The organism is Glutamicibacter endophyticus, from assembly GCF_048457885.1.
GTDB lineage: Bacteria > Actinomycetota > Actinomycetes > Actinomycetales > Micrococcaceae > Glutamicibacter > Glutamicibacter endophyticus.
Genome location: NZ_CP174200.1, coordinates 384,998 through 408,452, shown reverse-complemented (window position 1 = coordinate 408,452; position 23,455 = coordinate 384,998). Strand labels below are relative to the sequence as shown.

The window sequence follows — 23,455 nt, the reverse complement described above, 5'->3', positions numbered from 1 at the left end:
TCCGTGCGGTCAGGCTATCCGGCCATGAACAGGCCGCCATTTGCGTGGATGACCTCCCCGTGGACGAAGCTGGCCGCGTCGCTGAGCAGGAAGGCGATGACATCCGCCACTTCCTGGGCACTTCCATCCCGTCCCAGCGGGGTGGCAGCAACCCATTGCTCGCCGTGCGAGGCCCTCGCCTCGGTGGTCATCGCCGTGTCGATAATTCCGGGCGAGACGGCATTGACCCGGATCCGCTGGGGACCGAGCTCGAGGGCAAGTGTCCGTGTCAAGGCAATCAACCCGCCCTTGCTGGCCGCGTAGTGGGCATGGTTCCGGCTACCTCGATGCCCCGCGACGGAGGTGAGGTTGACGATCGCCGATCCCGCCACCAGCAGCGGGATCGCGCGCTTGATCAGCAGGAAGACGCCTTCAAGGTTGATGCTCTGCACCCTTCGCCACTGGTCATCGGGCATTTCGGCCACCGAGGACTCCGGGTAGATGCCCGCCGACGGTACGAGAAAGTCGATCCGGCCGTAGCGTTCACGCACCTGCGCGATCAGCGCATCGATACTCTGCGCATCCGCCGCGTTGACCTGCATCGCAAGGACATCGTGCCCTTGGGCTTCAAGCCTCTTGGCCGAGTCGTCAAGGGCGTCTCGGTCGAGGTCGGCGAGCACCACGCTCGCCCCGGCTTGTGCCAGAAGTTCGGCCAGAACACCGCCAATTCCACCGGCGGCACCGGTAATTACCGCGATCTTCCCCTCAAAGTTCCACGTGCAATTGCTCATTTGATCGCTCCCCGGCGCTCGTATAGGTAGTTCATACTCAGATCAGCATCCCAAGCGGGTGCTCGATATTCTCGACGAAGGCGCGCAGCCACTGGGCGCCGACGGCACCATCTACGGCTCGGTGATCCCAGGACACCGTCACGCTCATCATCGGCCGTACCTGGGCTTGGCCGTCAACCGCGACCACGCGATCCTCAATCGTGCCGACGGCAAGGATGCCGCTCTGCGGAGGGTTGAGGATCGCGCTGAACTGATCAACGCCATACATCCCCAGATTCGACACCGTGAAGCTGCCGCCCTCGAGTTCCTCCTGGCGCAAGCGCCCCGTGCGGGCACGGCTGGCGAGGTCACCGATCCGAGCGCTGAGTCCGCCGACACCGAGCCCTTCAGCGCCGCGAACGACCGGGGTCAGCAGCCCACCGTCAGTAGCTACGGCCACCGCCACATCCGCGGAATCAAAGGCGACTAGGTGCTCGCCGCCCCAGATCACATTCGCTTCCGGTACGGCGATCAGGGCCCGTGCGGCGGCCAGCACAACGAAGTCGTTTACGGACACGCGCGACGTGCGAGTCTCGTTCACCTCATGACGCAACTCCAACAGGCGGCCAACATCGCAATTCGAAGACAGATAGAAGTGCGGCACCGTCGTCTTGCTCTCGGTCAGGCGACGAGCGATGGCCCGCCGCATGCCGGTCAACGGCACGATGCGGCTGCCTTCGCTCGTCACGACCTGCGTCTCGGTTTTTGCGACAGTGGGCTCCTCCACGACGGGCAGGTCCACTGCCCGGGCGGCCAAGTAGGCTTCCAAATCTCGACGGACGATGCGTCCGCCATCCCCTGTCCCGCGCAAATTGCGTAGGTCCGTTCCGCTGCGCCGAGCAAGTCGGCGCACGATCGGCGACGCGAAGATCCGCTGGTTGTCAGGTTGGGCACCTGCCTCGTTTCGGGCTACGGAACCGGCCGGAATTGCCTCGGGCAGATTCTGCCCAGCACCCGCCTTCGCAGTCCACTGCAGAATAGGTTCGCCGACCTTCGCGGTGTCCCCCTCGGCAACCAACAACATCTCGACGACGCCATCGATCTCGGCAGAAATCTCCACCATCGCCTTTTCGGTCTCCACCTCGGCGATAGCCGTCCCTGCCGCTACTGTGTCACCGGTGGCCACCAACCATGTCTGCAGCGCGGCTTCGGTCATGCCAGTAAGTACCTCCGGCATCCTCATAACCTGTGGCATTACATTTCACCCAATCCGCGACGTACACCCTCGAAAGCTTCGACGACCTCTTCGTATCCGGCCACCGCGGCCCGCTCAAGTACCTTCGAGATGCTGGGGGAAGCCTCTTGCCCGGTCACGCGGGTCACTGGCTGATCCAACCAGTCGAAGTAGCGACGCTGGATCTCGTCTGCCAGCCATGCACCATAGGAGGTACCCTCGGCGCCCTGTTCCACGATGACGACCGCGTTGGTCTTTCGGACGCTCTCCCCGATGGTGTCCCAGTCGATGGAAGCCCGGTCAAGCCACCGCAGGTCGATGAGATCGGCCTCCAGCCCGGTTTCATCCAACGCCCGGTCACAATGGTGAACCATCGACAGGTAACTGATGACAGTGGCCTGGGTTCCTTCACACCGCAGTACTGCTTGGCCTGGCGGAAGAATATAGTCCAACTCGCCGGCTGGCACCTGGTCGCGGCGCGGATAGAGATCCACATGCTCGATGACCAGTACCGGATCTTTCAACGCTAGGGCCGCATTCATGAGGCCGATATAGTCGGCGGCGCAGGACGGAGCAACAATACGCCAGCCCGGATTAGTCGCCATAATGCCCGCGGGGTCCATCAGATGCTGTGACCCGTAACCGGAGCCGATAGCTACCTTGGTACGCATCACTAGAGGCACGGGATTCTGCCCACCAAACATGTGTCGGGCCTTACCGATCTGGTTGAACAACTGGTCAGCAGCCACCCAAAGGAAATCTGGGTACATGAACTCAATCACCGGAATGAATCTCGTATCCAAGGCAATCCCGCCACCCAAACCGGCAAATGCGTTCTCGCTAATCGGAGTACCTAGAACGCGATCGGGGAATCGCTCCACGAGCCCACGCGTGGCACCGTTGGTTCCACCCTTGAGATGATGGATATCCTCGCCAAGCACGACGATGCGGTGATCGTTCTCCATGCGACGCTCCATGACGCCAGCCACCACGTCGATGAAGCGTCGTTCCTCAAACTCACCTGTGTAATTGGCTGGTTCCAGCGCTGGATACTGTTCGAGCTCGCTTCCGTCACCGCGCACCCCGACGTTGACAAACGCGGTGTCCGGCCACAGGTCAGGTCGAATTCTTCGTTTGCCGGGGTTCTCCGGATCCGCTTCCACCAGCCGGTTGACTATGCGTTCCATCGCCGCCTTCGCCTGCTCCTTGACGGAAGCGAGGCCCGCTTCATCGATCAGCCCCCGCTCGAGCATCTCGGTCGCGACTCGATCCAACGGGTCACGAGCACGCCATTGGGTTTCCTCTTCCTTGGTGCGATAGCCGAAGGCGCTACCCGAGAACGGCCCGTTCTGGTGGAAGTAGCGATATGTCTCGGCCTCGATCACCGCCGGTCCCCCGCCATTCCTAGCCAGTTCCAGCGCCTCCTCCATGGCTAGGTGTACCGCGAGCGGATCCATGCCGTCGACCCGCCAGGCGGGGATGCCGAATCCCGCGCCGCGCCCCGAGAGCCGTTCCTCAGCGGTCACTTCGTCGACTCTGGTTGAGACTGCGTAAAGGTTGTTCTCGATGAAGAACACCAACGGCAGGTTCCATGCAGCGGCTAGGTTCATCGTCTCTAGAACCGACCCAATATTCGTGGCGCCGTCGCCGAAGTACGAAACCGTCACATCGGACGTCCCCGCGTGTCGTTGCGACCAAGCATTACCGGCGGCCAAGGGCACCCCGCCGCCGACGATGGCGTTAGTGCCCAACGCGCCGGCCTCAAACCACTGCAGATGCATCGAGCCGCCGCGCCCGTGGCAGAAACCTGGAGCGAGGCCAAGAATTTCCGCCAACGTCCGGTACAGCACATCCTCGGTGGCCGTGTCCACGAGCTCGCTTAGGTCTCCAAGGTCCGGACGCACGAATCCGATCGCTTTCGCCAGGAACTGATGGTGTCCGCGATGGGATCCATTAATTGCATCGCTCGCACGCAGTCCGACGATCGACCCGACGGCGCCACCCTCCTGGCCGATGCTCGAGTGAGCGGGTCCATGTACCAAGCCGGCACCGGCAAGATCCAGAACCACCTGTTCAAAGGTGCGGATGAGCTGCAATTGGCCGAGGAAGGTGCGCAGTAGCGCTGGATCCGCAGATTTCCAATCATCGTCGGTGGTGCAAAGCTCCACCCAAGGTGTTTTCGGCGCGAGGCCCGTGTGCTGTGGCATAGTCCCAATCTTGGATCGCAGGTATGTGAGCTACACAACCTAGTTTGTGAATTGGATCCAATGTAACGAGAATAGAGCGCTTTTTCAACATGTATCCCAAATTTAGGATCCAATACTGGATTTTCCCATCACCTCCACCGTTCGATTTGCGGCGCGGATAGTACGCCTCCGCCCGCTCCCCCTGCCGAGGGCTTCCATCAGCAACTAGGCACTCCCGCTAACCCACTAGGCCGAGCGGTAAGCTGGCACGGTGACGGAGATTTTGCGTAATGGAACTGGGCTGGCGCAATCCAGCATCATTGCCGCCGGTGTGCGCGACGAGATCCTCTCGGGCACCCGGCGCCCCGGCGAGCGCATCGGACAACAAGCCTTGGCGGAACAATATGGCACCAGCCGATTACCCGTCCGTGAAGCCTTGCGCATGCTGGAATCCGAGGGGCTGGTTACCGTGGTCTCTAATGCGGGCGCGCGCGTCTCAAAACTTGAGCTCGACGAATGTGTAGAAATCTACCGCATTCGAGAACAGCTGGACCCGCTACTTGTCAGCCTTGCAGTGCCGAACTATACGGACGAAGACATTGCGCGCCTGACGGAGCTGGAGCGAGCCGTTGCCATGGCAAGCAATGTCGAAGAGTTTCTCTCTGCGGATCGGACATTCCACGTGGAAAGCTACCGAGCCGCCCGCTCGCCGATCTTATTCGAGACCGTTGAACGTATGTGGAACACGACTCAACACTATCGCCGCGCGTATTCACATCTTGTCGGCGATGACGGGCTTGGTCTCAATCACCTCGAGCACCAGCTCATGCTCGCGGCCTTCCGAGACCGTGACGCGAGCGAAGCGCGTCGACTGTTGTATAGCCACATTCGTCGCACGAGACGAGCCTTTACACGTCACCCCGAAATTTTTCAGGATGCCTAGTTTCGAATGAGTGCAAAGCCAAGTCGCGGCCGTTTGTAGAAAGCGGCGCGGACTCAACCGTCCACTGGCTTAGCTCCCCGAACTGCGCGAACTGCGCGCCGCGGTGTTGATGAAATCGATCTCCGCCGAGCGCAACTTCAACCCGCGCCGCCACACGGCGTGGAAGGCTCGCGGGCGCAACCCCAGGCGCAACGGCACCGACACCAGCATGCCGGCCTCCAGTTCGCTACGCACCGCCTGCTCGGAGATGAAGGTCGGTGCTACCCCGGAGAGCGTGTGCACCTTTACCGCGGCATTACTCGACGCTTCGATCCACTCACCCTCAACCTGCCAGCCAGCCAGCAACAGCTCCAACTCATGTCGGGTACCGCTACCGGGCTCGCGCACCACCAGCGGCGTACTGGCCAGCTCTTGCTGGGTGACCAGCGTTTCGCGCAGAGCCCAGGGGTGATCTGCGGAAACTACCAACACAAAGCGATCGGAACCAACGTGCCGGTGTTCTAAACCCTCGGGAATCTGCCGGTACTCAACGAAGGCAAGACGCATGGAACCGGCCAGCACCGTGTCGAAAAGCTCGCTGGAGTTAGCGATTCGCACATCGAACCGCACCTCGGGTTTCACCGACCGGTAGGCCGCAAGCCAGCGCGGCATCAGGTACTCGGCGATAGTCTGGCTTGCCCCAATGCCCAGCAGCTGACGCCCGGAACCAGAAATATCGTCGAGTTCGGCGGCCACGTTATCGAGGGCGAGCACCGCGGCCCGGGCGCGGGGCAGAAGCATCTGCCCCTCGGCGCTCAGTCGAGTGCCGTGCGTAGATCGTTCCAAGAGCCGGACTCGATGCTCCTTCTCCCAACGGCCCAGCACACGACTGGCGTTGGGCTGGGCCATGCCTACGTGATCCGCGGCGGCACCAATCGACCCGAGGTCGGCAATGGCCACGAAGACACGCAAGGCCATAACATCTACGCGAGAACTCATATCATTGAGGATAAGTGACGAGAGGACGGGCATGGCGACCGAAACCACCATCGAGTTCGACGAAGGGGCGCTCAGTGCGCTGATCGATCATCCGCAGCAAAGCGCGTGGGCCACGATGGTGCTCGCCCATGGTTCGGGCGCGGGTAAGGATCACCCTTTCATGCGCGGCTACGCTCAGGCGATGGCCGACCAGGGAGTAAGGGTTCTGAGCTTCAACTTCCCGTACATGGATACGGGCAAGAAATTCCCCGATCGCGCGCCAAAGGCCATTGCCACCTGGCATTCGGTGATGAGTTGGGCCCGCGAGCAGTTCGCCGGACCACTCATCGCGGCCGGTAAGTCCTACGGTGGGCGCATGGCGTCCTTGGCGGTGGCCGAAGGCTTGTCCGCCGACGCCCTAGTATTTCTGGGCTACCCCTGGCATGCGCCGAAAACTCCCGAGAAAATCCGTGCAGAGCATCTGCCCGAGCTATCGGTCCCGATGCTGTTCCTGCAGGGCACCGGGGACCCCTTCGCGCAGTCGTCATTGCTGCCACAGACTTTGGCGCAACTCCCCGAAAACTCCGTGGTCCACTGGATTGAGGGCGGGGACCACTCCTTCAAGGTGGCTCGTTCCGGTCGCAGTGTCGCCGAGGACGGCGCGCAATTAGCCACCCCCTCGGTAGACTTCCTACGCCGGTGATCAAGCACCTGCTCATATCGCTTTGATATGAGTTGCTGCGCCTTTGGCAATGGTGCGAGCGATGCAGGCGCGACATCATGGAGAACATGAGCACCACCCCCGTTCTTCAAACCTCGCGCCCACGGCAGACCCGGGGCAAACTACTGGCACCGATCGGTACCGGTTTCACCCTGGCCGTGCTGGGTTGGTTGGCCGCACGCTGGCAACCGCTGATCTCCCCCGCACTATTAGCCATGCTCGGCGGCGTACTGGCCCGCAACCTCTGCACCTTGCCCGGCTACTGGGAGCCGGGATTGGAATGGCTCTCGCGCACCGCCTTACGCGCAGGCATCGTGCTGTTGGGGTTCAAAGTGGTGCTCGCCGATATTCTCACCTTGGGCGGTGGAGCCATCCTCTTGGCGGTCGCAATCGTGGTGTTGGGCCTAGTTGGCAGCTACGGGATATGCCGCTGGCTAGGCATGGGACATGCTCAAAGCCTGCTCATCGCTTCGGGTTTTTCCATCTGCGGAGCCGCAGCGGTGGCCGGGGCCGGTAGTGTTGTCCACGCCAAAGACGAAGAAGTCTCCCTGGCGGTGGGATTGGTCGTGCTCTTTGGCACGCTGATGATCGCCGTGGTTCCCGCCGTGGGTGCACTGCTCGGATTCGACGCGCACGCGGTGGCATTGCTGGCCGGAGCCTCCACCCACGAGGTCGCTCAGGTCGTGGTGATCGGCGGATTCTTCGGCGGCACGGCACTGGCAACCGCGGTAGTCATGAAATTGGCCCGCGTGCTCCTCATGGCCCCGCTAATGCTCACCCTCAACCTGTTGCAGCGGCGCCACCAGCCGCAACCCGTCGGCGGTAAGCGTCCGCCACTGGTACCACTATTCGTACTCGGGTTCCTGGCGGCCATGCTGCTCGCATCGCTCCTGCCCATTCCCGCCGCAGTGGGCGGCGCGCTGGGAACGGCGCAGACCCTGCTGCTGGCGGCGGCCATGTTCGGCCTCGGCTGCAAGGTACGGCTGGCCACGTGGCGCGCATTGGGGGCCAAGCCCTTTATTGCCGGCACCCTGGCCACCGCACTGGTTACGCTCATCTCCGTCGTCGGTGTAATGCTCATCGGCCACTGAAATGCCCGGCCGGATCGGCCAGAAAGCTACGCCACCCGGTGACCAGTTCCAATCGGTCGTAATCCACCAGTTCAAAACCGGCATCGCTCAATTGGTAAATCTGGGCCCCGGGAAAGGCGGCCAGCACCGGCGAGTGAGTGGATATCACCACCTGCGATCCGTCTTGGATCGCCCGCTGCATGAGGTGCACGAGTTCGATACAGCTGTGCATAGACAACGCCGATTCTGGCTCGTCAAATAGCCACAAGCCCCGAACCGTGGGCAGGCGCTCCTGAATCAGTTCGAGAATGGACTCGCCATGGCTGCGCTCATGCAGGCTGGTTTTGAATCGGCTTTCCTCGAGGTAGCTATAGAAAGAGTGCATGGTCTCGGCGCGCAGGAAGAAGCCCTTGCGGGAGGCTGCGGCCCCACGGATAAGTTTGAGTTGCTCATGGAGCGGCGATTCGGAAGGTCTGGTCACGTGCATCGCCCCGGTGGAACCGCCCTCGGGATTCATCCCGTAGGCCATCGCAAACGCTTCGAGCACCGTGGATTTCCCGGTTCCGTTCTGCCCGGTCAGGATGGTTACCGGCCCCAAGTCCAGCCCTTCGCGCAACAGCTGGCGCACCGGAGGCAGCGTGCCCGGCCACTGATCTGCCTCATGCTCAGCAGCTGCCACCACATCGGCTTCGATCCGGCGCACCGGCAAAAACAGGGTAGAGAGATCCATAGGTTCAGCCGGACTGGTCCTGCAAGAAGCGGTACACCTCGGTTTCATCCACCCCGGGGAAGGCACCGGTGGGCATGGCCGCGAGCAGGTGCGTGTTGGCTCGGGTCGCAGGCCACGCGTTACCGGACCAGAGCTCGGACAGCTGGGCCGGAGGCCGCCGGCAGCAGCTCTCATCGGGACATTTCGACTGGCAGCGTTCCTTGGTATCGCGTCCGCGGAAGTACTTCACATGCTCGAAAGGCACCCCGATCGACAGCGAGTACAGGCCCGAGGAATGCCGTTCGGTGCGCGCGGTGCACCAGTAGGTGCCCTTGATGGTGTCGGTGTACTGCTCGAAGGAGCGGAATTTATCCTGCACGTCGAACACCACACGACTGGTCCAGTAGCGGCAAATGGACTGCCCCTCGATGGCCCCGGTGTGATCGGCCGGAAAATTCACCCCGTCGTTTTCGTAGGCCTTATGCAAAATACCCGACTCGTGGACCTTCTGGAAGTGGCAGGTGATGCCCAGATGCTCGGTGGCGAGGTTGGTGAAGCGGTGTGCGGCGGACTCGTAGGACACGGCAAAGGCATCGCGCAGGTCCTCAACGGCCAGTTCACGCTCATCCTTGGCGCGATGCAAGAAGGCGGCGGTTTCCTTCTCCGGCATCATCAAGGCGGCGGCGAAATAGTTGGTGGCCACGCGCTGCGAGAGGAACTCGGCGTAGCTTTGCGGGGTCTGATGTCCCAGCACGTAGTGCCCCAAGGCTTGAAGTAACACCGAGCGCGGATCGTGGTCGGCCCGCGAGACCTGGGTGAGATAGATCCGGTGGTTCTTCAGGTCGGTCACCGAACGGGTGGAATGCGGCAAATTCCCCACATAGTGCAGGCTAAAGCCCAAATGTTCGGCGATATCCGCGGCCTTGTGTTGCGAAAGCGGGCCGCCGGAATGTCCGACGGCGGCCAACACCCGCGCGGCTTCCTGCTCGATTTCGCGGTAGTAGTTATTACGCTGACGCATCTCATGGCGCAGGCTGGTATTCGCCCGGCGCGCTTCTTCCGGGGTCGCCGCCTGTTCATTGAGCCGGCGCTCCAACTCGTTTTGGAGCCCGACGAGGGACTCGAGCACGTCCATCGGCAGCCGGGAACCCACGCGAACCGTGGGCAGACCCAGCGCCTGATACAACGGCCCACGCTGGGCCCGCTCCAGTTGAATTTCCAGAGCCGCGCGCCGCGAGGGTGGCTCGGTGCCCAACAGTTCGTCGACGGGAACCTCGAAACAGGCAGCGAGCGCCTTGAGCTGGGCGAGCTTCGGTTCCCGCTTCCCGTTTTCGAGCATCGATAGGGCGCTGGGTGCCAAGGACACCGCCGCCGACACGTCGTCGAGGGTCAGCGAGCGGCTCTTGCGTAGATGGCGGATGCGCCGGCCCAACGCGATGGCATCCAGTTCGTCGGTCCCGTCGGATCCGGCCGGAGCCAAGGCGAGCCCGCGGTCCCATGTGGCAGAGGTCATAGCTCAAGGCTAGGCGAAGAACTGGCAAATTTTCCAGAGTCATCCGCTAACTGTGCCGAGATCCGGCCCTTTACACCCGCAATTACGCGAAAAAGCAACATTCTTGCCGTCTGCACTGTGGCAACCAGATGAACTTACAGCAAACGCACAGTCGGCATGGGGCACCTTGAGGTCATCCGCCTCGTTTGACACTAAGAACCGGATTCGCCATCAGCAGCACGGGAAGGAGCGAGCTATGACTCAGTGCAACCAATGGGCACTCTCCGCGCCCGCCGCCTCGACCCCTACCCACGGCTGTCTCGTGCTCTTGGGCATGGACGGCGCGGGCAAGTCCACCGCGGCCACCGCACTGACCGAGCAACTTCGCGCCGCCGGGTACGCGGCGGTGCAGCGCGCGAATCCGGCCGGCCGACGCTGGCTCGAGCGTCATTTGGAGGGGCGCCGGTCTTTATTGCCGGTGCGCTGGCAGGATGCCATCGAGACCCCGATCCGCGCGCTAAATGCCGTGTTCACCTGGCTCTTGGCCGGTTTCTTTTCCGGCTGGGTAGTTTCCGACCGGCACTTGTTCTGCCAGCTGGTATTGCGCCGCGTGCGCGGGCTAGCCGACGGTCCTTGGCTTGAAGCTGCGGCGCGCGGGGTGCTGGGTAGTGCGCGGGTGGTGGTGCTGGACGTCGACCCCTTGGTGGCCCTGGCCCGAGTCCGCGCCCGCGGCGAAGACGAGGAAACCCTGAGCTATCTGATGGCAAGTCGACTCGAGTACCTGCGCCTAGCCAAAGCCTATGGCTGGCCGGTCATCGACGCGGAGGCGGAGCCCGCCGTGGTGCTCGAACGACTGCGCAAGCTGATGGGCACGTAAGCTTGCAGATATGAGCCAGACACCGCGCCTACCAGCACCCGCCAACCTCATCGAGTTGCATCACTGCCCTAAGAACCCCTGGCCGCTCGGTGACCAACGGCTGATCGCCCAAGGGTCGTTGACGGCCCAGGGAGAACTTCAGGATGCGACCAACGAGCCGGACTGGATTCTTGCGGTGGCTTCCGTCGAACATACCGGGCCGCTGCCCCTGAACGAGGGTTTCGAACGCACCACGACGGTGATTCTCGGCGAGGTCTTGCAAGTCGTCGCAGATTCGCCTCAAGCGGTGGAGCGCTACCGCCCGCTGCGTCTGGACGCGGGGGTGCCGGCCAGCGCCGAGTTGCCCACCGGCGATGTTTTAACCCTCCAGTTGCTGACTCGGCGCGGCAAGGTTCGCGGCAACGTGCGGGTCCTGGAATTATCCAAGCAGCGCGAACAGTACCTGTTCGATGGACAGCTGGCCCTGCTGGCCGAAGGCAAGGCCAGCTTTAGCGCCGGCGACGGTGCGGTGCAGGAACTGGCGGTGCGCGACGTGCTGCTCGGAGGTGACGCCGCCGAGGTGCGCATCAAGGGCCGCGGGGTGTTGTTGTTGGTCTCCCTCGACCCGGACTCACGCGAGTGTTAGTTAAAATTCTCGGTTCTTCACACGCGATTTCCCGAATACTGCGCAGTCTCGCGTGATACGACGCATATCTGCGCAGTAAATTGAATTTCTTCTCCTAAAGTGAAGTCTGGCGAATCTTAATCCCGAAAACCTCTGTGCAGTGCCTTGCCCCTGCGGAAAAGTTGTTCTCACGAAGAACTTCACCAGAAACGGTGACCAATGCAGGTGTTGCAAAGGAGCACAGCCATGACCGAGCAGAACTCGATCGATAACCGCATCGCAGCCATCGAAAACGACTGGGAGAGCAACCCGCGCTGGAAGGGCATCACCCGCGATTACTCGGCCGCCGACGTGGTCAAGCTGCAGGGTACGGTCAGCGAGGAACACACCCTAGCCCGTCGCGGCTCCGAAAAGCTGTGGAAGCAGCTCACCGACGAGGCCCCGACCGGCGGCTACACCAACGCACTCGGCGCGTTGACCGGCAACCAGGCCGTCCAGCAGGTCAAGGCCGGCCTGCGGGCCATCTACCTCTCCGGCTGGCAGGTCGCCGCCGACGCCAACCTCTCCGGCCACACCTACCCGGACCAGTCGCTCTATCCGGCCAACTCGGTGCCGCAGGTGGTGCGCCGCATCAACAACGCGCTACTGCGCGCCGATCAGATCGAATTCTCCGAGGGCATCAAGACCGTCGAGGATTGGCTGGTACCGATCGTCGCCGACGCCGAAGCCGGCTTCGGTGGCCCACTGAACGCCTACGAACTGATGAAGTCGATGATCGCCGCCGGCGCCTCGGGCGTGCACTGGGAAGACCAGCTGGCCAGCGAGAAGAAGTGCGGCCACCTCGGCGGTAAGGTGCTGATCCCCACCCAGCAGCACATTCGCACCCTGAACGCCGCCCGCCTGGCCGCCGACGTCGCCGGCACCCCGAGCGTGATTATCGCCCGCACCGACGCCGAGGCCGCGACCCTCATCACCTCGGACGTCGACGAACGTGACCGCGAATTCATCACCGGCGAACGCACCGCGGAAGGCTTCTACAAGGTCCACAACGGCATCGAACCATGTATTGCCCGCGCCAAGGCCTACGCCCCGTATTCGGATCTGATCTGGATGGAAACCGGAACCCCGGACCTCGAGCTGGCTCGCAAATTCGCCGAGTCGGTCAAGGCCGAGTTCCCGGACCAGATGCTCTCCTACAACTGCTCGCCATCGTTCAACTGGAAGAAGCACCTGGACGACGCTACGATCGCTAAGTTCCAGCGCGAACTGGGCGCCATGGGCTTCACCTTCCAATTCATCACGCTGGCCGGCTTCCACGCACTGAACCACGAAATGTTCGATCTGGCCCACGGCTACGCTCGCAACGGCATGAGCGCCTACGTGGATCTGCAGGAACGGGAGTTCGCTTCCGAGGCCCGCGGCTACACCGCCACCAAGCATCAGCGCGAGGTCGGCACCGGCTACTTCGACACCATCTCCACCGCGTTGAACCCGAACGCATCGACTCTGGCCTTGGTGGGATCCACCGAGGAAGGCCAATTCCACTAATCCGCTCTCCTAGAGCCTTGGCGTCAGCCGGTCGACCCTGCGTCGTACCCCTTGTCAGTCGTCGATTCGACGCACCGACCGGCTGACGCCAAATCACTAGTTTTTAAGGACACGCTGCCATGAACACCGCAACCTCCCACTGCCCGATCACCATCACCGCCACCCCCGTGCGCTACCAGGACGAAATCCTCACCGAGGGTGCCTTGGAATTCTTGGCCGCGCTGCACCGTGGCTTCGAGCACCGCCGCCAGGAGCTCATGCAGCGTCGCCAGGTCAACCGCGCGCGAATCGCCAATGGGCGCAACCCGCAGTTCCTCGAGGAAACCCGTCGGATCCGTGAGGACTCCTCGTGGTCGGTGGCCCCGTTGGCACCGGGCCTGCGTGATCGTCGCGTGGAAATCACCAGCCCCATCGAACGCAAGGCGATGATCGCCGCACTGAACTCCGGGGCTAATGTGTGGCTCGGCGACATGGAAGACACCTGCTCGCCGACCTGGCAGAACGTCATTAAGAATCAGGTCAATATCCGCCGCTTGCTGGCCGGGGAACTCTCCTTCAGCGACCCCGAGGGTGTGGAGCACCGCTTGGTGCACAACGAGCTCTCGGCGCTGCCCACCGTGGTGGTGCGCCCGCGTGGTTTGCACCTGCCGGAGAAGAACCTGCTGATCGATGGGGCACCGCTCTCCGGTGCCTTCGTCGACTTCGGGCTGCATTTTTACCACAATGCGCAGAAGCTGATCGACGCCGGCTTCGGACCGTACTACTACCTGCCGAAGCTGGAGAACCACCTCGAGGCGCGGCTGTGGAACGAGGTCTTCACCGCGGCCCAGGACCTGCTGGGAATTGAGCAGGGCACCGTGCGCGCGACGATCTTCATCGAGACCATCACCGCCGCCTTCGAAATGGAGGAGATCCTCTACGAGCTGCGCGATCATGCCGCTGGGCTGAATTCCGGCCGCTGGGACTACGTCTTCTCCATCATTAAGAACTTCCGTTCCCGCGGCGCCCGCTTCGTCTTGCCGGACCGCTCCACGTTGACCAACCAGGCCCCCTTCATGCAGGCCTTCAGCGAACAACTGGTGCGGGCCTGCCACCGCCGTGGGGCCAGTGCCATCGGCTCGATGAGCGCCTTCGTTCCCAGCAAGAAGTCGCCGCAACGCACCGCCTCGGGGCTCGAGCAGGTACGAGTGGAAAAGCGCCGCGAGGCCGCCGAGGGCTTCGACGGTTCCTGGGTGGCCCACCCGGAACTGGTGCCGGTGACCGCCCGCGAGTTCGAGGAAGCACTGGGCGGGGAGCCGAACCAGATCGCCCGGCAGCGCGAAGATGTGCAGGTCTCGAGCGCGGCCCTGTTGGATATCGCCAGCCTGCCCGGCACGATCACCGAGCAGGGGATCCGCGACAATATCGAGATCGGGCTGCGCTACCTGGAGTCCTGGCTGCGCGGTAACGGTGCGGTGGTGTTGCGCCAGCAATTGGAGGACGCCTCCACCGCAGAGATTTCCCGCTCGCAGCTGTGGCAGTGGATCCACCAGTCGGCCATCACCGACACCGGAGAGATCATCTCTCGGGCCTGGGTGAGCGAACTGGCCGACGAGATCATGGAGCGCATCGAACGTTTCGAGGGCGACCGTTTCGAGGACGCGATGGAACTCTTCGAAGCCTGCGCCCTGCGCGATGATTTCCCGACGTTCATGACCGCCGGAGCCTACCTGCGCTATCTGGACGTCCCGAGCCCAGCACTGGAACTGGTGGGCTAGGCTCGCACCCCGGCACCGGCTACGGCCGGCCAACCCCACTCGGGGGGGTGGCCGGCCGTAGCCGGTGCTTAAGGCACGCGTCGGCCGGTGCTGGACTACGCTGGAGCCATGAACCAGGCAGCGCAGAACTGGCAGCCCGATGTGCTCGGCGAGCCCTTCGTGTCTCGGGTGTTGCCGCTCTCGGACGGGCAGCGGGCAACGCTGGTACGTTACCGGCCGCCTCAGCCGCCGGGTGGTCCACGGCGGTTCTCGCTCTTTCATCCGGTCCCCCGCGCACCGCTGGAGTCGGTTGCGGTACTGGCGGTGCACGGCTGGTCCGACTATTTTTTCCAACGTGAGCTGGCCGAGTTCTTTGGGGCCACCGGGGCAGCGTTCTACGCGGTGGACCTGCGCAACTATGGGCGCAACCTGGTACCGACTCCCGGCGAACCGGCGCTGGAACCGGGGTACATCGATAATCTTTCGCACTACGCCGAGGAGTTCGATGCGGCCTTGGCCATTATCAAGGCCGAGCAGCCCGACGCGCAGCGGGTGCTGCTCGGGCACTCCACCGGTGGGCTTTCCGCGGCCCTGTATGCAGCGGAGCATCCCCGGGCGGTGGATGCACTGGTGCTCAATTCTCCATGGCTCGAATTTCAGGCCACCAGGTACGGCCGCGAGGCCTTGAAGCCGCTTATCGACGCGGGCAGCTTCGTGAACCCGCACCGGATCCTGCCGGGTATGGACCCGGGCATCTACACGCGCACCGTCAACGCCGCCCAAGATGGCGAATGGGACTATAACCTCGCCTGGCGTCCGGCGCAGGGCTTCCCGCTGACCACCGGGTTTATTTCGGCGGTACTGGCTGGTCAGGAGAAGCTCGCCCACGGCTTGGACCTGCCCATCCCGGTCCACGTGTTGCTCTCCGCGCGCGACTATTTGGCCCCGCGCTGGGATGTGCGGGCGTTGAGCGCGGACACCGCGTTGAATGTGCGGGCCGTGGCGCAACGCGCGCTGGATCTGGGCCCTCGGCTAACCATTTCACGCTTCGACGGAGCCCTGCACGATATTTTCCTTTCGCGCCGTCCGGTGCGCACTCAGGCCTATACGGTCACCGCCGGCTGGTTGGCCGACGTGCTGGCCTCCGGCCGCACGGAAAGATTCGCCGGCCTGGCGCGGGACGTGACGAATAACAACTAGCGCGGCGCGTTGCCCCCGCCACATCCGGGCGCCAGGTCTGCCGCGGCGCCGTTAAACTGTACGCTGGGCCGCGCCCGGCGGCTCCCCCGCCAGCACACCGTGAAGCGAGTATGAAGCAGTTACAGCAGGCCCCCGCAGGGAGCACCGAGACAAACACTCTCTCCCGCGGACTTTCGGCACGACATATCCGCTTCATGGCCCTGGGATCGGCCATCGGCACCGGGCTTTTCTATGGTTCCTCCGCGGCTATTCAGGCCGCCGGCCCGGCCGTGCTGCTGGCCTACATGATTGGCGGCGCCGCGGTTTTCGTCGTCATGCGGGCCATGGGCGAAATGGCGGTGCGACACCCGGTCTCCGGCTCCTTTGCGCAGTACGCGAGCGAATATTTGGGGCCCTTCGCCGGCTTCTTGACCGGCTGGACCTTCACCTTCGAAATGGCCATTGTGGCCATCGCCGACGTCACCGCCTTCGGCATTTACATGGGCTTCTGGTTCCCCGAGGTGCCCCGCTGGATCTGGGTGGCCGCCGTGGTGCTGTTCATCGCGGCGGTGAACCTCATGAAGGTGCGGGTATTTGGCGAAACCGAATTCTGGCTGGCCGTGGTGAAGGTTGCGGCGATTCTGGCGATGATCGGTGGCGGCGCGGCGCTGATCGTCTTCGGTTTTCAGGCGCCCGGCAGCGACCATGCCACCGGCCTCGACACGCTACTGGCCGCCGGCACGCTCTTCCCCCATGGTTTCACCGGGTTGCTGCTGTCCTTCGCCGTGGTGATGTTCGCCTTCGGTGGCATCGAAACCATCGGCATCACCGCCGGTGAGGCCAAGGACCCGGCACGCGCGGTGCCGGCGGCCATCAACACCGTGCCCTGGCGCATTCTGCTGTTCTACGTGGCCTCGCTCGCGGTGGTCATGATGCTCTTCGACTGGCGGGCCATCGACGGTTCCTCGAGTCCGTTCGTGCAGATCTTTGAGGCGCTGGGGCTCCCGGCGGCGGCGCATGTGCTCAACGCCGTAGTGATTACCGCGGCGGTCTCGGCGATCAACGCCGATACCTTCGGCGCTGGCCGGATGCTCTACGCCATGGCCGGCCAGAGCCACGCCCCGCGCTCCTTCGCCCGGGTCTCCGCCAATGGAGTGCCCTACCTGAGCGTGCTGGTGATGGCCCTCGTCCTTGTGCTCGGAGTGATCCTGAACGCGGTACTGCCCCAATCGTTGTTCCTGCTGATCGCCTCCGTGGCCACCTTCGCCACCGTTTGGGTGTGGATCATGATCCTCGCCTCCTATCTGGCCATGCGCCGCCGACACCCCGCCACCGGCGAGCGCGGCGCCTACGAACTGCCCGGCGGCGCGCTCTCCGCGTGGGTGGCGCTGGGCTTCATGGGCCTGGTGGTGGCCTTGCTGGCGCTCAGCGCGGACACCCGGGTGGCGCTGTACACCGGTGGTTGCTGGTTGGCGTTGCTCGGCCTGGGCTACCTGTGGCTAGGTCGTCGGCGAGCCAGCTCGGTGCCGCGGGCCTAGCGCCGCGACCGGCGCTGGTTGCCAAGCTCACGCAGCGGCGTAGCGGTGCGCCGGGAATGTGCGCGGTGGCGGCGTGGTTACACCGGGCATGAGCGAAACGACCCTGCGCGTAGACATCTTTTCCGACATCGCCTGCCCCTGGTGTTACATCGGCAAACGCCGTTTTGAAAGGGCGGTGGCCTCGTTGGAGTTCGCCGACCAGATTCAGGTGCACTGGCACGCCTATCAACTGGACCCGAGCCTGCCGGAGCACTACCCGGGCAGCGAACATGAGTACCTGTGCCAGGCCAAGGGCATGGACCCGGCCGACGTCACCCGCATGATGGAACATGTCACCGAGCAGGCCGCCGGTGAGGGGCTGAACTACGATTTCGCCGCGCTACGCCCGGGCAACTCCTTCACCGCCTTGCGGCTCCTGGCCTACGCCAAAACTCTGGGCAAGGGGGATCAGCTCAAGGAGGCGTTGCTGTCCGCACACTTCGAACGCGGACTGGATACCGCCGATGTGCCCACGCTCGCCTCGCTGGCCGCCGAGAACGGTTTGGACGCCGCCACGGTCACCGAGCTGTTGGGGTCCACCGCCTACAGCGATGAGGTCAACGCCGATATCGACCAGGCCCGGCAGTTGGGCATCAATTCGGTGCCCTTCTTCGTGCTTGAGGGCAAGTACGGAATCTCCGGGGCGCAACCGAGCGAGAACTTCGCCTCCGCCCTGCGCCAGGTGCACGCGGAACTTTCCGGGCCTGCGGCTTAACTACTGAGCACAGCGCAGCGTGCCTGGCCCGGTGGCCACCTTGCGCTCGCGGGCCAGGGATTCGAATTCCGCCCCCAGTTCCAGGTCGACGATCGCGTCCGTGCGGTTTTCGTCGAACACGAACACCGCGTCGGGCACCTGACGCTGAATGGCAAGCGCCGCGGCATATCCCTTCGGGCCGGCGATCACCGCGCCGGTCTGCTCCGCGTAGTCGCTGGACCCAGAGGTGGTGGCGTGAATGTCGAAGCCGCGCTCCACCAGATCCTGCGAGGTGCGCGAGGCCAATCCGCCGCGCGTGGTCGCATTGATCACGCGCACCGACACCTCCGCAGCCGGCGGCGGCGTGAATTCAAGGTCCGGGCAGCTCGGGTTCTCAATCTGTGGTTGTTCGCTGCGCGGGGCGGGGGCCGCCTGCCCGGGCAGTGTCACCACCCCGGTGAACACCGCATAGGCTAGGGCAAAGACCGCGAGCACCAGCACCGCCAGCACCCCAAAGACCCAGTTCTGCCGCAGCCGTCGACGGCGCTTGGCCGCCGCATCGGAGCTGAAGCTCAGCTCTGCCTCGGAGACAATATGCTGGCCATGCCATTCATTGGGGTCATCCTTGCGCCGTTGTCCCACGAATCCTTGCCCCTTTCACCCGGCGTGCCACGCTGTGCGCCCAGCCTATACAGCTCAGGTCGGCCCTGACGAGTCTAGGTCCAGAACTCGTGCATGCATGACGGTGCGGTGGTGCAGCGCCGAACGCACCGCCCGGTGCAATCCGTCCTCCAGATAGAGCGCCCCGTCGTAGCGCACCACGTGCGGGAACAGATCGCCATAGAAGGTCGAATCTTCGGCGAGCAGGGCCTCGAGGTCTAGGGTGCGTTTCGTGGTGATCAAATCGGCCAGCCGCACCTGTTGTGGCGGCAGGCTCGCCCAATCGGCCGGTGTGCGAAGCTCATGCTCGGGGTAGGGGCGCTCGTCGCCCACGGAACGAAAAATCACCTTTCCAGCATACGTTTGCCCCGCGCTCTGACATATCTCGTCATCCACGGGCCCACCTAGCGACCCGGCACATAGCGGGCGCATATTATGCGCCGAATATCGGCACGATGCAAAGTTTTTGACGCGTGGGTTAACTCGGGCAAATCCTACGTAACGAAGGCTAGTCACAAAGGTGCGCACAGGTGCACCCTTGAGCTATGAACAACGCAATCACGCAGATCCCCGTGCTCGACATCTCCACCGCACGCACCGCGGATGGCTCCTTCAACGTCGAATTCGTCGACGCCCTGCGCGAAGCCGCGCACCGCGTGGGCTTCTTCCAGGTCGTGGGATATGCCGCCTACCCCGGCCAGGATCGCGAACTGCTGGACACCGTTGCGCAGTTCTTCGCCAAGCCCACCGAAGAGAAGCTGAAGCTCGATAACCGCAGCAGCGCCCAGTTCCGCGGTTACACCCGCCTCGGCGCCGAGATCACCCGCGGGCGCGCCGATTCCCGCGAACAGATCGACTACGGACCGCAGCGCCCGGCCCTCGATACCGTGCCGGCCGATGCCCCCTACCTGAACCTGCAGGGCCCGAACCAGTGGCCCGCGGATTTCCCGCAGCTCGAGCAGCGCGCCATGGCGTGGGCCGAGCTCATGCACCACACCGGGCACGAACTACTCTCCGCGCTGTCCGTCGGGCTGGGCCTCCCCGAAGACTACTTCGACGAGCCTTTCGCCGACAGCCCGGCGTGGATGGGCAAGCTCGTGCACTATGTTGGCGGCGGGGCGGTACCTGGCGCCGGAAACCAGGGCGTGGGATTGCATGCCGACTACGGTTTCATCACCCTGTTGCTGCAAGACGAGGTCGGCGGTCTGCAGGTGCAGCCGCACGGGCAGGACAACTGGATCGACGTGCCACCCACGCCGGGGGCCCTGGTGGTGAACCTGGGCGAAATGCTCGAGGTGGCGACCGACGGCTACCTCATGGCAACCATCCACCGCGTGATTGCCCCGCCGAAGGATGTTGACCGCTACTCGGTGCCCTTCTTCTACTCCCCGCGGCTCGACGCGGTGATCGAGAAGGTGCAGCTACCCGCCGAGCTGGCCGCCGCGGCCCGCGGTGTCTCGGATGATCCGCACAATCCGATGCTCGCCTCCTACGGCGCCAACGTGCTCAAGGGCTGGCTCCGCGCGCACCCGGAAACCGCCGCGCGGCATTACCCACAGCTGGTGAAGACTCGCAGGAGCGCCTAGCTACGGGCATGTCCGCATCGCGACCCGCGTCCGCGCCGTTCATCGGGGACGCGGGTCGCGACATGTTCGGCGTCGCACCTCACCACTTGCCCTTCCAGATCGACCAGAGTATCGTTTTTCGATAGATAGCAATCGCTTAACGATGGGACTCTGTCATGGGACGCGCCACCATACACCTGCTAAAAATCGTGCTGGCCGCCGCCATACTCGGCGGGCTATTCGTGCAGTGCTTCATGATCCCGCTAGCCATCGCCGACGGCCCCACGCCCGCACCACCGAACGAATACCAGCGCATCTCGGTGCTGCTCTACCTTGGCCTGCTCCTCTTGGCACTACAGATCTGCGCCCTCTGCGTCTGGCGACTGGCGAGCATGGTGCATAAGCGCACCGTCTTCTCCCCCGCCGCCTTCAAGTTCGTCAACACCATCATCGGATGCGTCGGCTTCGCTGCACTGCTGACCCTGGCCCTCGGCGTCACCCTGGCCCCGGGCGAAGCCGTCCCGCCGGGAATCGTGCTCCTCGTTGGCGGGTTAGCGCTAGCCATGGGAGGCGTGGCATTGATCGTGGTCATCCTGCGATTACTACTCAAGCAGGCCACAGACACCGAACTCGAGGCCACTCACCTGCGCGACGAACTCGGTGAGGTGATCTAGGTGGCGATCATCATCGATATCGACGTGATGCTCGCCCGGCGCAAAATGGGAGTAGGTGAACTCGCCCAACGCATCGGCATTACGCCAGCCAACCTCGCGGTCCTAAAAAATGGCCGCGCCAAGGCGGTGCGTTTTACAACCCTCGAAGCACTTTGCCAGGCTCTCGACTGCCAACCAGGGGACCTCATGCGATGGGTGCCCGACGCGGATGCCGAGGCATTGGACTAACGTCCCGGCGACGCCAACACGCAGAATTCATTTCCCTCCGGGTCGCCCAAGACGACCCAGGGAACCTGCCCTTGCCCGACGTCCACGCGACGCGCGCCAAGGGCCAGCAACCGCCGCACCTCCTCATCCTGAGTGCAACCCACCGGGTTGACATCAAGATGTAGGCGGTTCTTCACTACCTTGAATTCTGCAACTCGCGCAAAGGTCAACAGGCAAGCCGCGGGCCCCTCCAGCTCGCGTGGCTCCCGACCTTCGGACGGGCCAATCGAAATCACGTCATCGCTCGCGTCCACCACCACATAGCCCAAAACTTGGCACCAGAAATCCGCCAGCTTTTGCGGCTCCATACAATCGATCGCTACCTCGGTGAGCTTGCTAGCCATCGGCGCATCCTTTCGATCCCTCGCAAGCCCAGCATGCCACGACACCAGCGACCCCGGGCCTATAGGTCATAAAGTGTGTCTGCAATCCTGATCCTGCCCCTTCATCCCGGGGCAGGATCAGCAATCACATGGGTATTGAATCCATAAGTGTGAAAGATAGTAGACAAACCCACCTCTGTAGTATCTGTCATTTTCCACTCAAGAGAAATGGCACCACGTCCAAAGGCACCCAACGATGGCGCTGCACCAACTGCGGCACCTCAAGCACAATGACGCGGGCAGACACCACCGCCCGCAACCAACTCACCGCCTTCGTCGGCTGGATCCTCAGCAAACAAACCCAAGCGCAGTACGCTGCCACCAGCGCCCGCACCTTCCGACGGCATACCGCCTGGTGCTGGAACGTGCACCCCACTCTTCCCCAAACCGGAGAGGTCTTCGACGAAATCCAAATTGACGGGATCTACCTGCGCAAAGGCTGGTGCGCGTTAATCGCCATCGCCAATGGGAAAGTCATCGGCTGGCAATGGTGCGCTCGAGAGAAGTCCATAGCGTGGCTCGAACTGCTACGGCCCTTGGCAGAGCCCAGGGTCGTGGTCACCGACGGAGGCAGCGGGCTGCTCAAAGCCTTGAAAGAACTCTGGCCCGAGGTGCAGATCCAACGCTGCCTGGTGCATATCCAACGAAACGTACGCACCCAACTCACCATGAAACCTAAAACCCCTGCTGGCAAGGCCCTACGTGCTTTGAGCCTGCAACTAACCAGAATCAAGACCCGGGAAGAAGCCACCGCCTGGATTGCGTTATTCGCGGCCTGGCACACCGAATTCCAGCACTACCTCAATGAGAAAACCTACGCCAAAGACTTCACCGATGTCCGCCCCCAAGGCATCAGAAGCACCCGGGTCTGGTGGTACACGTACGAACGCTTACGCAAGGCCTACTCCAGCATGAACATTGTCTTGAAACGTGGGCACCTGTTCACCTATCTCAAAGAAGAGCTCGAAGCACTAAGAATCAATGCCACAACGAACATGATCGAAGGCGCGATCAATTCCGGGATCCGGGCCATGATCTTCTACCACCGGGGCATGCCCGTCGAGCACCGCCGCAGAGCGGTGGAATGGTTTTGCTGGGAGCATACCGCCAAGGATTCACGTACCAGCCTAGGGGCGTTGATCCGGCCCGAACACTACACACAGCGGGCCAGGAAACTAGCAGCTGAAGAACTCGTCGAGGAGCGGATCGGGCCAGAGCTTTACGGCACGGCGGCGAACGCTGAGGAAGGGCTCTACGCGCGGGTCGGCTGGGGCGGGAGAAGCGCCTGAACACACTGTTAATCAATGAATATTAGTGTGTCTGGCCCTAGCGACATGCCCGGGCCAGACACACTTTTTGGCCTATAGGTCCGACCCGCCACGCCGACGGTGGATTAAACGACAACACCCCGGAAGATCGCTTTCGCAATCTTCCGGGGTGTTGACCTCGGCGGAGGATAGGGGATTTGAACCCCTGAGGGCGTTAACCCAACACGCGTTCCAGGCGTGCGCCATAGGCCGCTAGGCGAATCCTCCTCAGCGCTCCGTAGAGCAGGTTCCAGCATACCGAAGATTTTCCCCAATCACGAATCGGACGGTCGCACTTACCTCTCCGCGCGAATCCCTCACCA

At 63.1% G+C, this 23,455-nt stretch carries 23 protein-coding genes and 1 tRNA gene; 14 read left to right on the top strand and 10 right to left on the bottom strand.

What is annotated here, in order from left to right; all coding sequences use genetic code 11:
• Positions 1–14: 14 nt before the first annotated feature.
• From ACJD00_RS02045 to ACJD00_RS02035, 3 genes are read right to left on the bottom strand one after another with little or no spacing between them, the layout of a single operon-like run.
• Positions 15–770, bottom strand: a complete 756-nt coding sequence (locus ACJD00_RS02045) for an SDR family oxidoreductase (RefSeq protein WP_418908278.1) — start codon at positions 768–770, stop codon at positions 15–17.
• A 37-nt stretch (positions 771–807) separates the two neighbouring features.
• Positions 808–1,986: a dihydrolipoamide acetyltransferase family protein gene (locus ACJD00_RS02040; protein WP_418908277.1), complete on the bottom strand. Its 1,179-nt coding sequence runs from the start codon at positions 1,984–1,986 to the stop codon at positions 808–810.
• A gap of 17 nt (positions 1,987–2,003) precedes the next feature.
• Positions 2,004–4,190 (bottom strand): alpha-ketoacid dehydrogenase subunit alpha/beta, encoded by a 2,187-nt coding sequence (locus tag ACJD00_RS02035; RefSeq protein ID WP_418908276.1) that lies wholly within the window; start codon positions 4,188–4,190, stop codon positions 2,004–2,006.
• 250 nt (positions 4,191–4,440) lie between these two features.
• Here ACJD00_RS02035 and ACJD00_RS02030 point away from each other — a divergent pair, with 250 nt between their 5' ends.
• Complete coding sequence (locus ACJD00_RS02030) at positions 4,441–5,112, top strand: GntR family transcriptional regulator (protein ID WP_418908275.1); 672 nt, start codon at positions 4,441–4,443, stop codon at positions 5,110–5,112.
• Positions 5,113–5,181: 69 nt separating this feature from the next.
• Here the strand turns inward: ACJD00_RS02030 and ACJD00_RS02025 are convergent, their stop codons facing one another.
• Entirely contained in the window at positions 5,182–6,090 is a 909-nt protein-coding gene (locus tag ACJD00_RS02025; protein ID WP_418908274.1) for a LysR family transcriptional regulator, read from the bottom strand.
• A gap of 31 nt (positions 6,091–6,121) precedes the next feature.
• On the opposite strand from ACJD00_RS02025, the gene ACJD00_RS02020 reads away from it, so the two are divergent.
• The gene (locus ACJD00_RS02020; RefSeq protein WP_418908273.1) at positions 6,122–6,772 is read left to right on the top strand and encodes an alpha/beta family hydrolase; all 651 of its coding nucleotides are present in this window, start codon (positions 6,122–6,124) and stop codon (positions 6,770–6,772) included.
• A gap of 86 nt (positions 6,773–6,858) precedes the next feature.
• Positions 6,859–7,881 (top strand): YeiH family protein, encoded by a 1,023-nt coding sequence (locus ACJD00_RS02015; protein ID WP_418908272.1) that lies wholly within the window; start codon positions 6,859–6,861, stop codon positions 7,879–7,881.
• Here the strand turns inward: ACJD00_RS02015 and ACJD00_RS02010 are convergent.
• Positions 7,868–8,590, bottom strand: coding sequence for an AAA family ATPase (locus ACJD00_RS02010; protein ID WP_418908271.1), 723 nt, complete (start codon positions 8,588–8,590; stop codon positions 7,868–7,870). The two genes, ACJD00_RS02015 and ACJD00_RS02010, sit on opposite strands and share 14 nt — an antisense overlap.
• A 4-nt stretch (positions 8,591–8,594) precedes the next feature.
• Positions 8,595–10,082, bottom strand: coding sequence for a helix-turn-helix domain-containing protein (locus ACJD00_RS02005; RefSeq protein ID WP_418908270.1), 1,488 nt, complete (start codon positions 10,080–10,082; stop codon positions 8,595–8,597).
• Between the two features lie 235 nt (positions 10,083–10,317).
• Here ACJD00_RS02005 and ACJD00_RS02000 point away from each other — a divergent pair, with 235 nt between their 5' ends.
• The 7 genes from ACJD00_RS02000 (at position 10,318) to ACJD00_RS01970 (ending at position 18,297) form a co-directional block, all read left to right on the top strand.
• Positions 10,318–10,938 carry an AAA family ATPase gene (locus ACJD00_RS02000; RefSeq protein ID WP_418908269.1) on the top strand — a complete coding sequence of 207 codons (621 nt, stop codon included), beginning with the start codon at positions 10,318–10,320 and terminating at the stop codon, positions 10,936–10,938.
• Between the two features lie 10 nt (positions 10,939–10,948).
• Complete coding sequence (locus tag ACJD00_RS01995) at positions 10,949–11,563, top strand: HutD family protein (RefSeq protein ID WP_418908268.1); 615 nt, start codon at positions 10,949–10,951, stop codon at positions 11,561–11,563.
• 225 nt (positions 11,564–11,788) lie between these two features.
• A complete protein-coding gene (aceA, locus tag ACJD00_RS01990) occupies positions 11,789–13,090 on the top strand; it encodes an isocitrate lyase (protein ID WP_418908267.1) in 1,302 nt (433 codons plus the stop codon).
• 119 nt (positions 13,091–13,209) lie between these two features.
• Entirely contained in the window at positions 13,210–14,847 is a 1,638-nt protein-coding gene (gene aceB, locus ACJD00_RS01985; protein WP_418908266.1) for a malate synthase A, read from the top strand.
• A 108-nt stretch (positions 14,848–14,955) separates the two neighbouring features.
• On the top strand, positions 14,956–16,026 hold the full coding sequence (locus ACJD00_RS01980; RefSeq protein ID WP_418908265.1) for an alpha/beta hydrolase: 1,071 nt from the start codon (positions 14,956–14,958) through the stop codon (positions 16,024–16,026).
• Positions 16,027–16,136: 110 nt separating this feature from the next.
• Positions 16,137–17,543: an amino acid permease gene (locus ACJD00_RS01975; RefSeq protein ID WP_418908264.1), complete on the top strand. Its 1,407-nt coding sequence runs from the start codon at positions 16,137–16,139 to the stop codon at positions 17,541–17,543.
• 88 nt (positions 17,544–17,631) lie between these two features.
• Positions 17,632–18,297 carry a DsbA family oxidoreductase gene (locus tag ACJD00_RS01970; RefSeq protein WP_418908263.1) on the top strand — a complete coding sequence of 222 codons (666 nt, stop codon included), beginning with the start codon at positions 17,632–17,634 and terminating at the stop codon, positions 18,295–18,297.
• Here ACJD00_RS01970 and ACJD00_RS01965 read toward each other — a convergent pair whose 3' ends face one another.
• Both ACJD00_RS01965 and ACJD00_RS01960 read right to left on the bottom strand, forming a co-directional pair.
• Positions 18,298–18,918 carry a LytR C-terminal domain-containing protein gene (locus tag ACJD00_RS01965; protein WP_418908262.1) on the bottom strand — a complete coding sequence of 207 codons (621 nt, stop codon included), beginning with the start codon at positions 18,916–18,918 and terminating at the stop codon, positions 18,298–18,300. It abuts the gene before it with no gap.
• Positions 18,919–18,972: 54 nt separating this feature from the next.
• Positions 18,973–19,284 carry a type II toxin-antitoxin system VapB family antitoxin gene (locus ACJD00_RS01960; RefSeq protein WP_418908261.1) on the bottom strand — a complete coding sequence of 104 codons (312 nt, stop codon included), beginning with the start codon at positions 19,282–19,284 and terminating at the stop codon, positions 18,973–18,975.
• Between the two features lie 197 nt (positions 19,285–19,481).
• On the opposite strand from ACJD00_RS01960, the gene ACJD00_RS01955 reads away from it, so the two are divergent.
• The 3 genes from ACJD00_RS01955 (at position 19,482) to ACJD00_RS01945 (ending at position 21,403) form a co-directional block, all read left to right on the top strand.
• Positions 19,482–20,522, top strand: coding sequence for an isopenicillin N synthase family dioxygenase (locus tag ACJD00_RS01955; protein ID WP_418908260.1), 1,041 nt, complete (start codon positions 19,482–19,484; stop codon positions 20,520–20,522).
• A gap of 155 nt (positions 20,523–20,677) precedes the next feature.
• Entirely contained in the window at positions 20,678–21,175 is a 498-nt protein-coding gene (locus ACJD00_RS01950; RefSeq protein WP_418908259.1) for a DUF2975 domain-containing protein, read from the top strand.
• Complete coding sequence (locus tag ACJD00_RS01945; RefSeq protein WP_418908258.1) at positions 21,176–21,403, top strand: helix-turn-helix domain-containing protein; 228 nt, start codon at positions 21,176–21,178, stop codon at positions 21,401–21,403.
• Here the strand turns inward: ACJD00_RS01945 and ACJD00_RS01940 are convergent.
• A complete protein-coding gene (locus ACJD00_RS01940) occupies positions 21,400–21,786 on the bottom strand; it encodes a VOC family protein (RefSeq protein WP_418908257.1) in 387 nt (128 codons plus the stop codon). The two genes, ACJD00_RS01945 and ACJD00_RS01940, sit on opposite strands and share 4 nt — an antisense overlap.
• Before the next feature lie 128 nt (positions 21,787–21,914).
• On the opposite strand from ACJD00_RS01940, the gene ACJD00_RS01935 reads away from it, so the two are divergent.
• Entirely contained in the window at positions 21,915–23,114 is a 1,200-nt protein-coding gene (locus ACJD00_RS01935; protein ID WP_418908256.1) for an IS1249 family transposase, read from the top strand.
• A gap of 161 nt (positions 23,115–23,275) precedes the next feature.
• On the opposite strand, the gene ACJD00_RS01930 is transcribed toward ACJD00_RS01935, so the two are convergent.
• A tRNA-Ser gene (locus tag ACJD00_RS01930) sits at positions 23,276–23,360 on the bottom strand.
• Positions 23,361–23,455 lie beyond the last annotated feature (95 nt).

Bases quoted from the DNA above. Each gene is read 5' to 3' on its own strand.
- ACJD00_RS02005 (WP_418908270.1), bottom strand. From the start codon at position 10,082: ATGACCTCTGCCACATGGGACCGCGGGCTCGCCTTGGCTCCGGCCGGA.
- ACJD00_RS02040 (WP_418908277.1), bottom strand. From the start codon at position 1,986: ATGCCGGAGGTACTTACTGGCATGACCGAAGCCGCGCTGCAGACATGG.
- ACJD00_RS02035 (WP_418908276.1), bottom strand. From the start codon at position 4,190: ATGCCACAGCACACGGGCCTCGCGCCGAAAACACCTTGGGTGGAGCTT.
- ACJD00_RS02025 (WP_418908274.1), bottom strand. From the start codon at position 6,090: ATGAGTTCTCGCGTAGATGTTATGGCCTTGCGTGTCTTCGTGGCCATT.
- ACJD00_RS02015 (WP_418908272.1), top strand. From the start codon at position 6,859: ATGAGCACCACCCCCGTTCTTCAAACCTCGCGCCCACGGCAGACCCGG.
- ACJD00_RS01955 (WP_418908260.1), top strand. From the start codon at position 19,482: ATGAACAACGCAATCACGCAGATCCCCGTGCTCGACATCTCCACCGCA.
- ACJD00_RS01995 (WP_418908268.1), top strand. From the start codon at position 10,949: ATGAGCCAGACACCGCGCCTACCAGCACCCGCCAACCTCATCGAGTTG.
- ACJD00_RS02020 (WP_418908273.1), top strand. From the start codon at position 6,122: ATGGCGACCGAAACCACCATCGAGTTCGACGAAGGGGCGCTCAGTGCG.
- aceB (WP_418908266.1), top strand. From the start codon at position 13,210: ATGAACACCGCAACCTCCCACTGCCCGATCACCATCACCGCCACCCCC.
- ACJD00_RS02010 (WP_418908271.1), bottom strand. From the start codon at position 8,590: ATGGATCTCTCTACCCTGTTTTTGCCGGTGCGCCGGATCGAAGCCGAT.
- ACJD00_RS02045 (WP_418908278.1), bottom strand. From the start codon at position 770: ATGAGCAATTGCACGTGGAACTTTGAGGGGAAGATCGCGGTAATTACC.
- ACJD00_RS01950 (WP_418908259.1), top strand. From the start codon at position 20,678: ATGGGACGCGCCACCATACACCTGCTAAAAATCGTGCTGGCCGCCGCC.
- ACJD00_RS01935 (WP_418908256.1), top strand. From the start codon at position 21,915: ATGGGTATTGAATCCATAAGTGTGAAAGATAGTAGACAAACCCACCTC.
- ACJD00_RS02000 (WP_418908269.1), top strand. From the start codon at position 10,318: ATGACTCAGTGCAACCAATGGGCACTCTCCGCGCCCGCCGCCTCGACC.
- ACJD00_RS01975 (WP_418908264.1), top strand. From the start codon at position 16,137: ATGAAGCAGTTACAGCAGGCCCCCGCAGGGAGCACCGAGACAAACACT.
- ACJD00_RS01970 (WP_418908263.1), top strand. From the start codon at position 17,632: ATGAGCGAAACGACCCTGCGCGTAGACATCTTTTCCGACATCGCCTGC.
- ACJD00_RS01980 (WP_418908265.1), top strand. From the start codon at position 14,956: ATGAACCAGGCAGCGCAGAACTGGCAGCCCGATGTGCTCGGCGAGCCC.
- aceA (WP_418908267.1), top strand. From the start codon at position 11,789: ATGACCGAGCAGAACTCGATCGATAACCGCATCGCAGCCATCGAAAAC.
- ACJD00_RS01940 (WP_418908257.1), bottom strand. From the start codon at position 21,786: ATGGCTAGCAAGCTCACCGAGGTAGCGATCGATTGTATGGAGCCGCAA.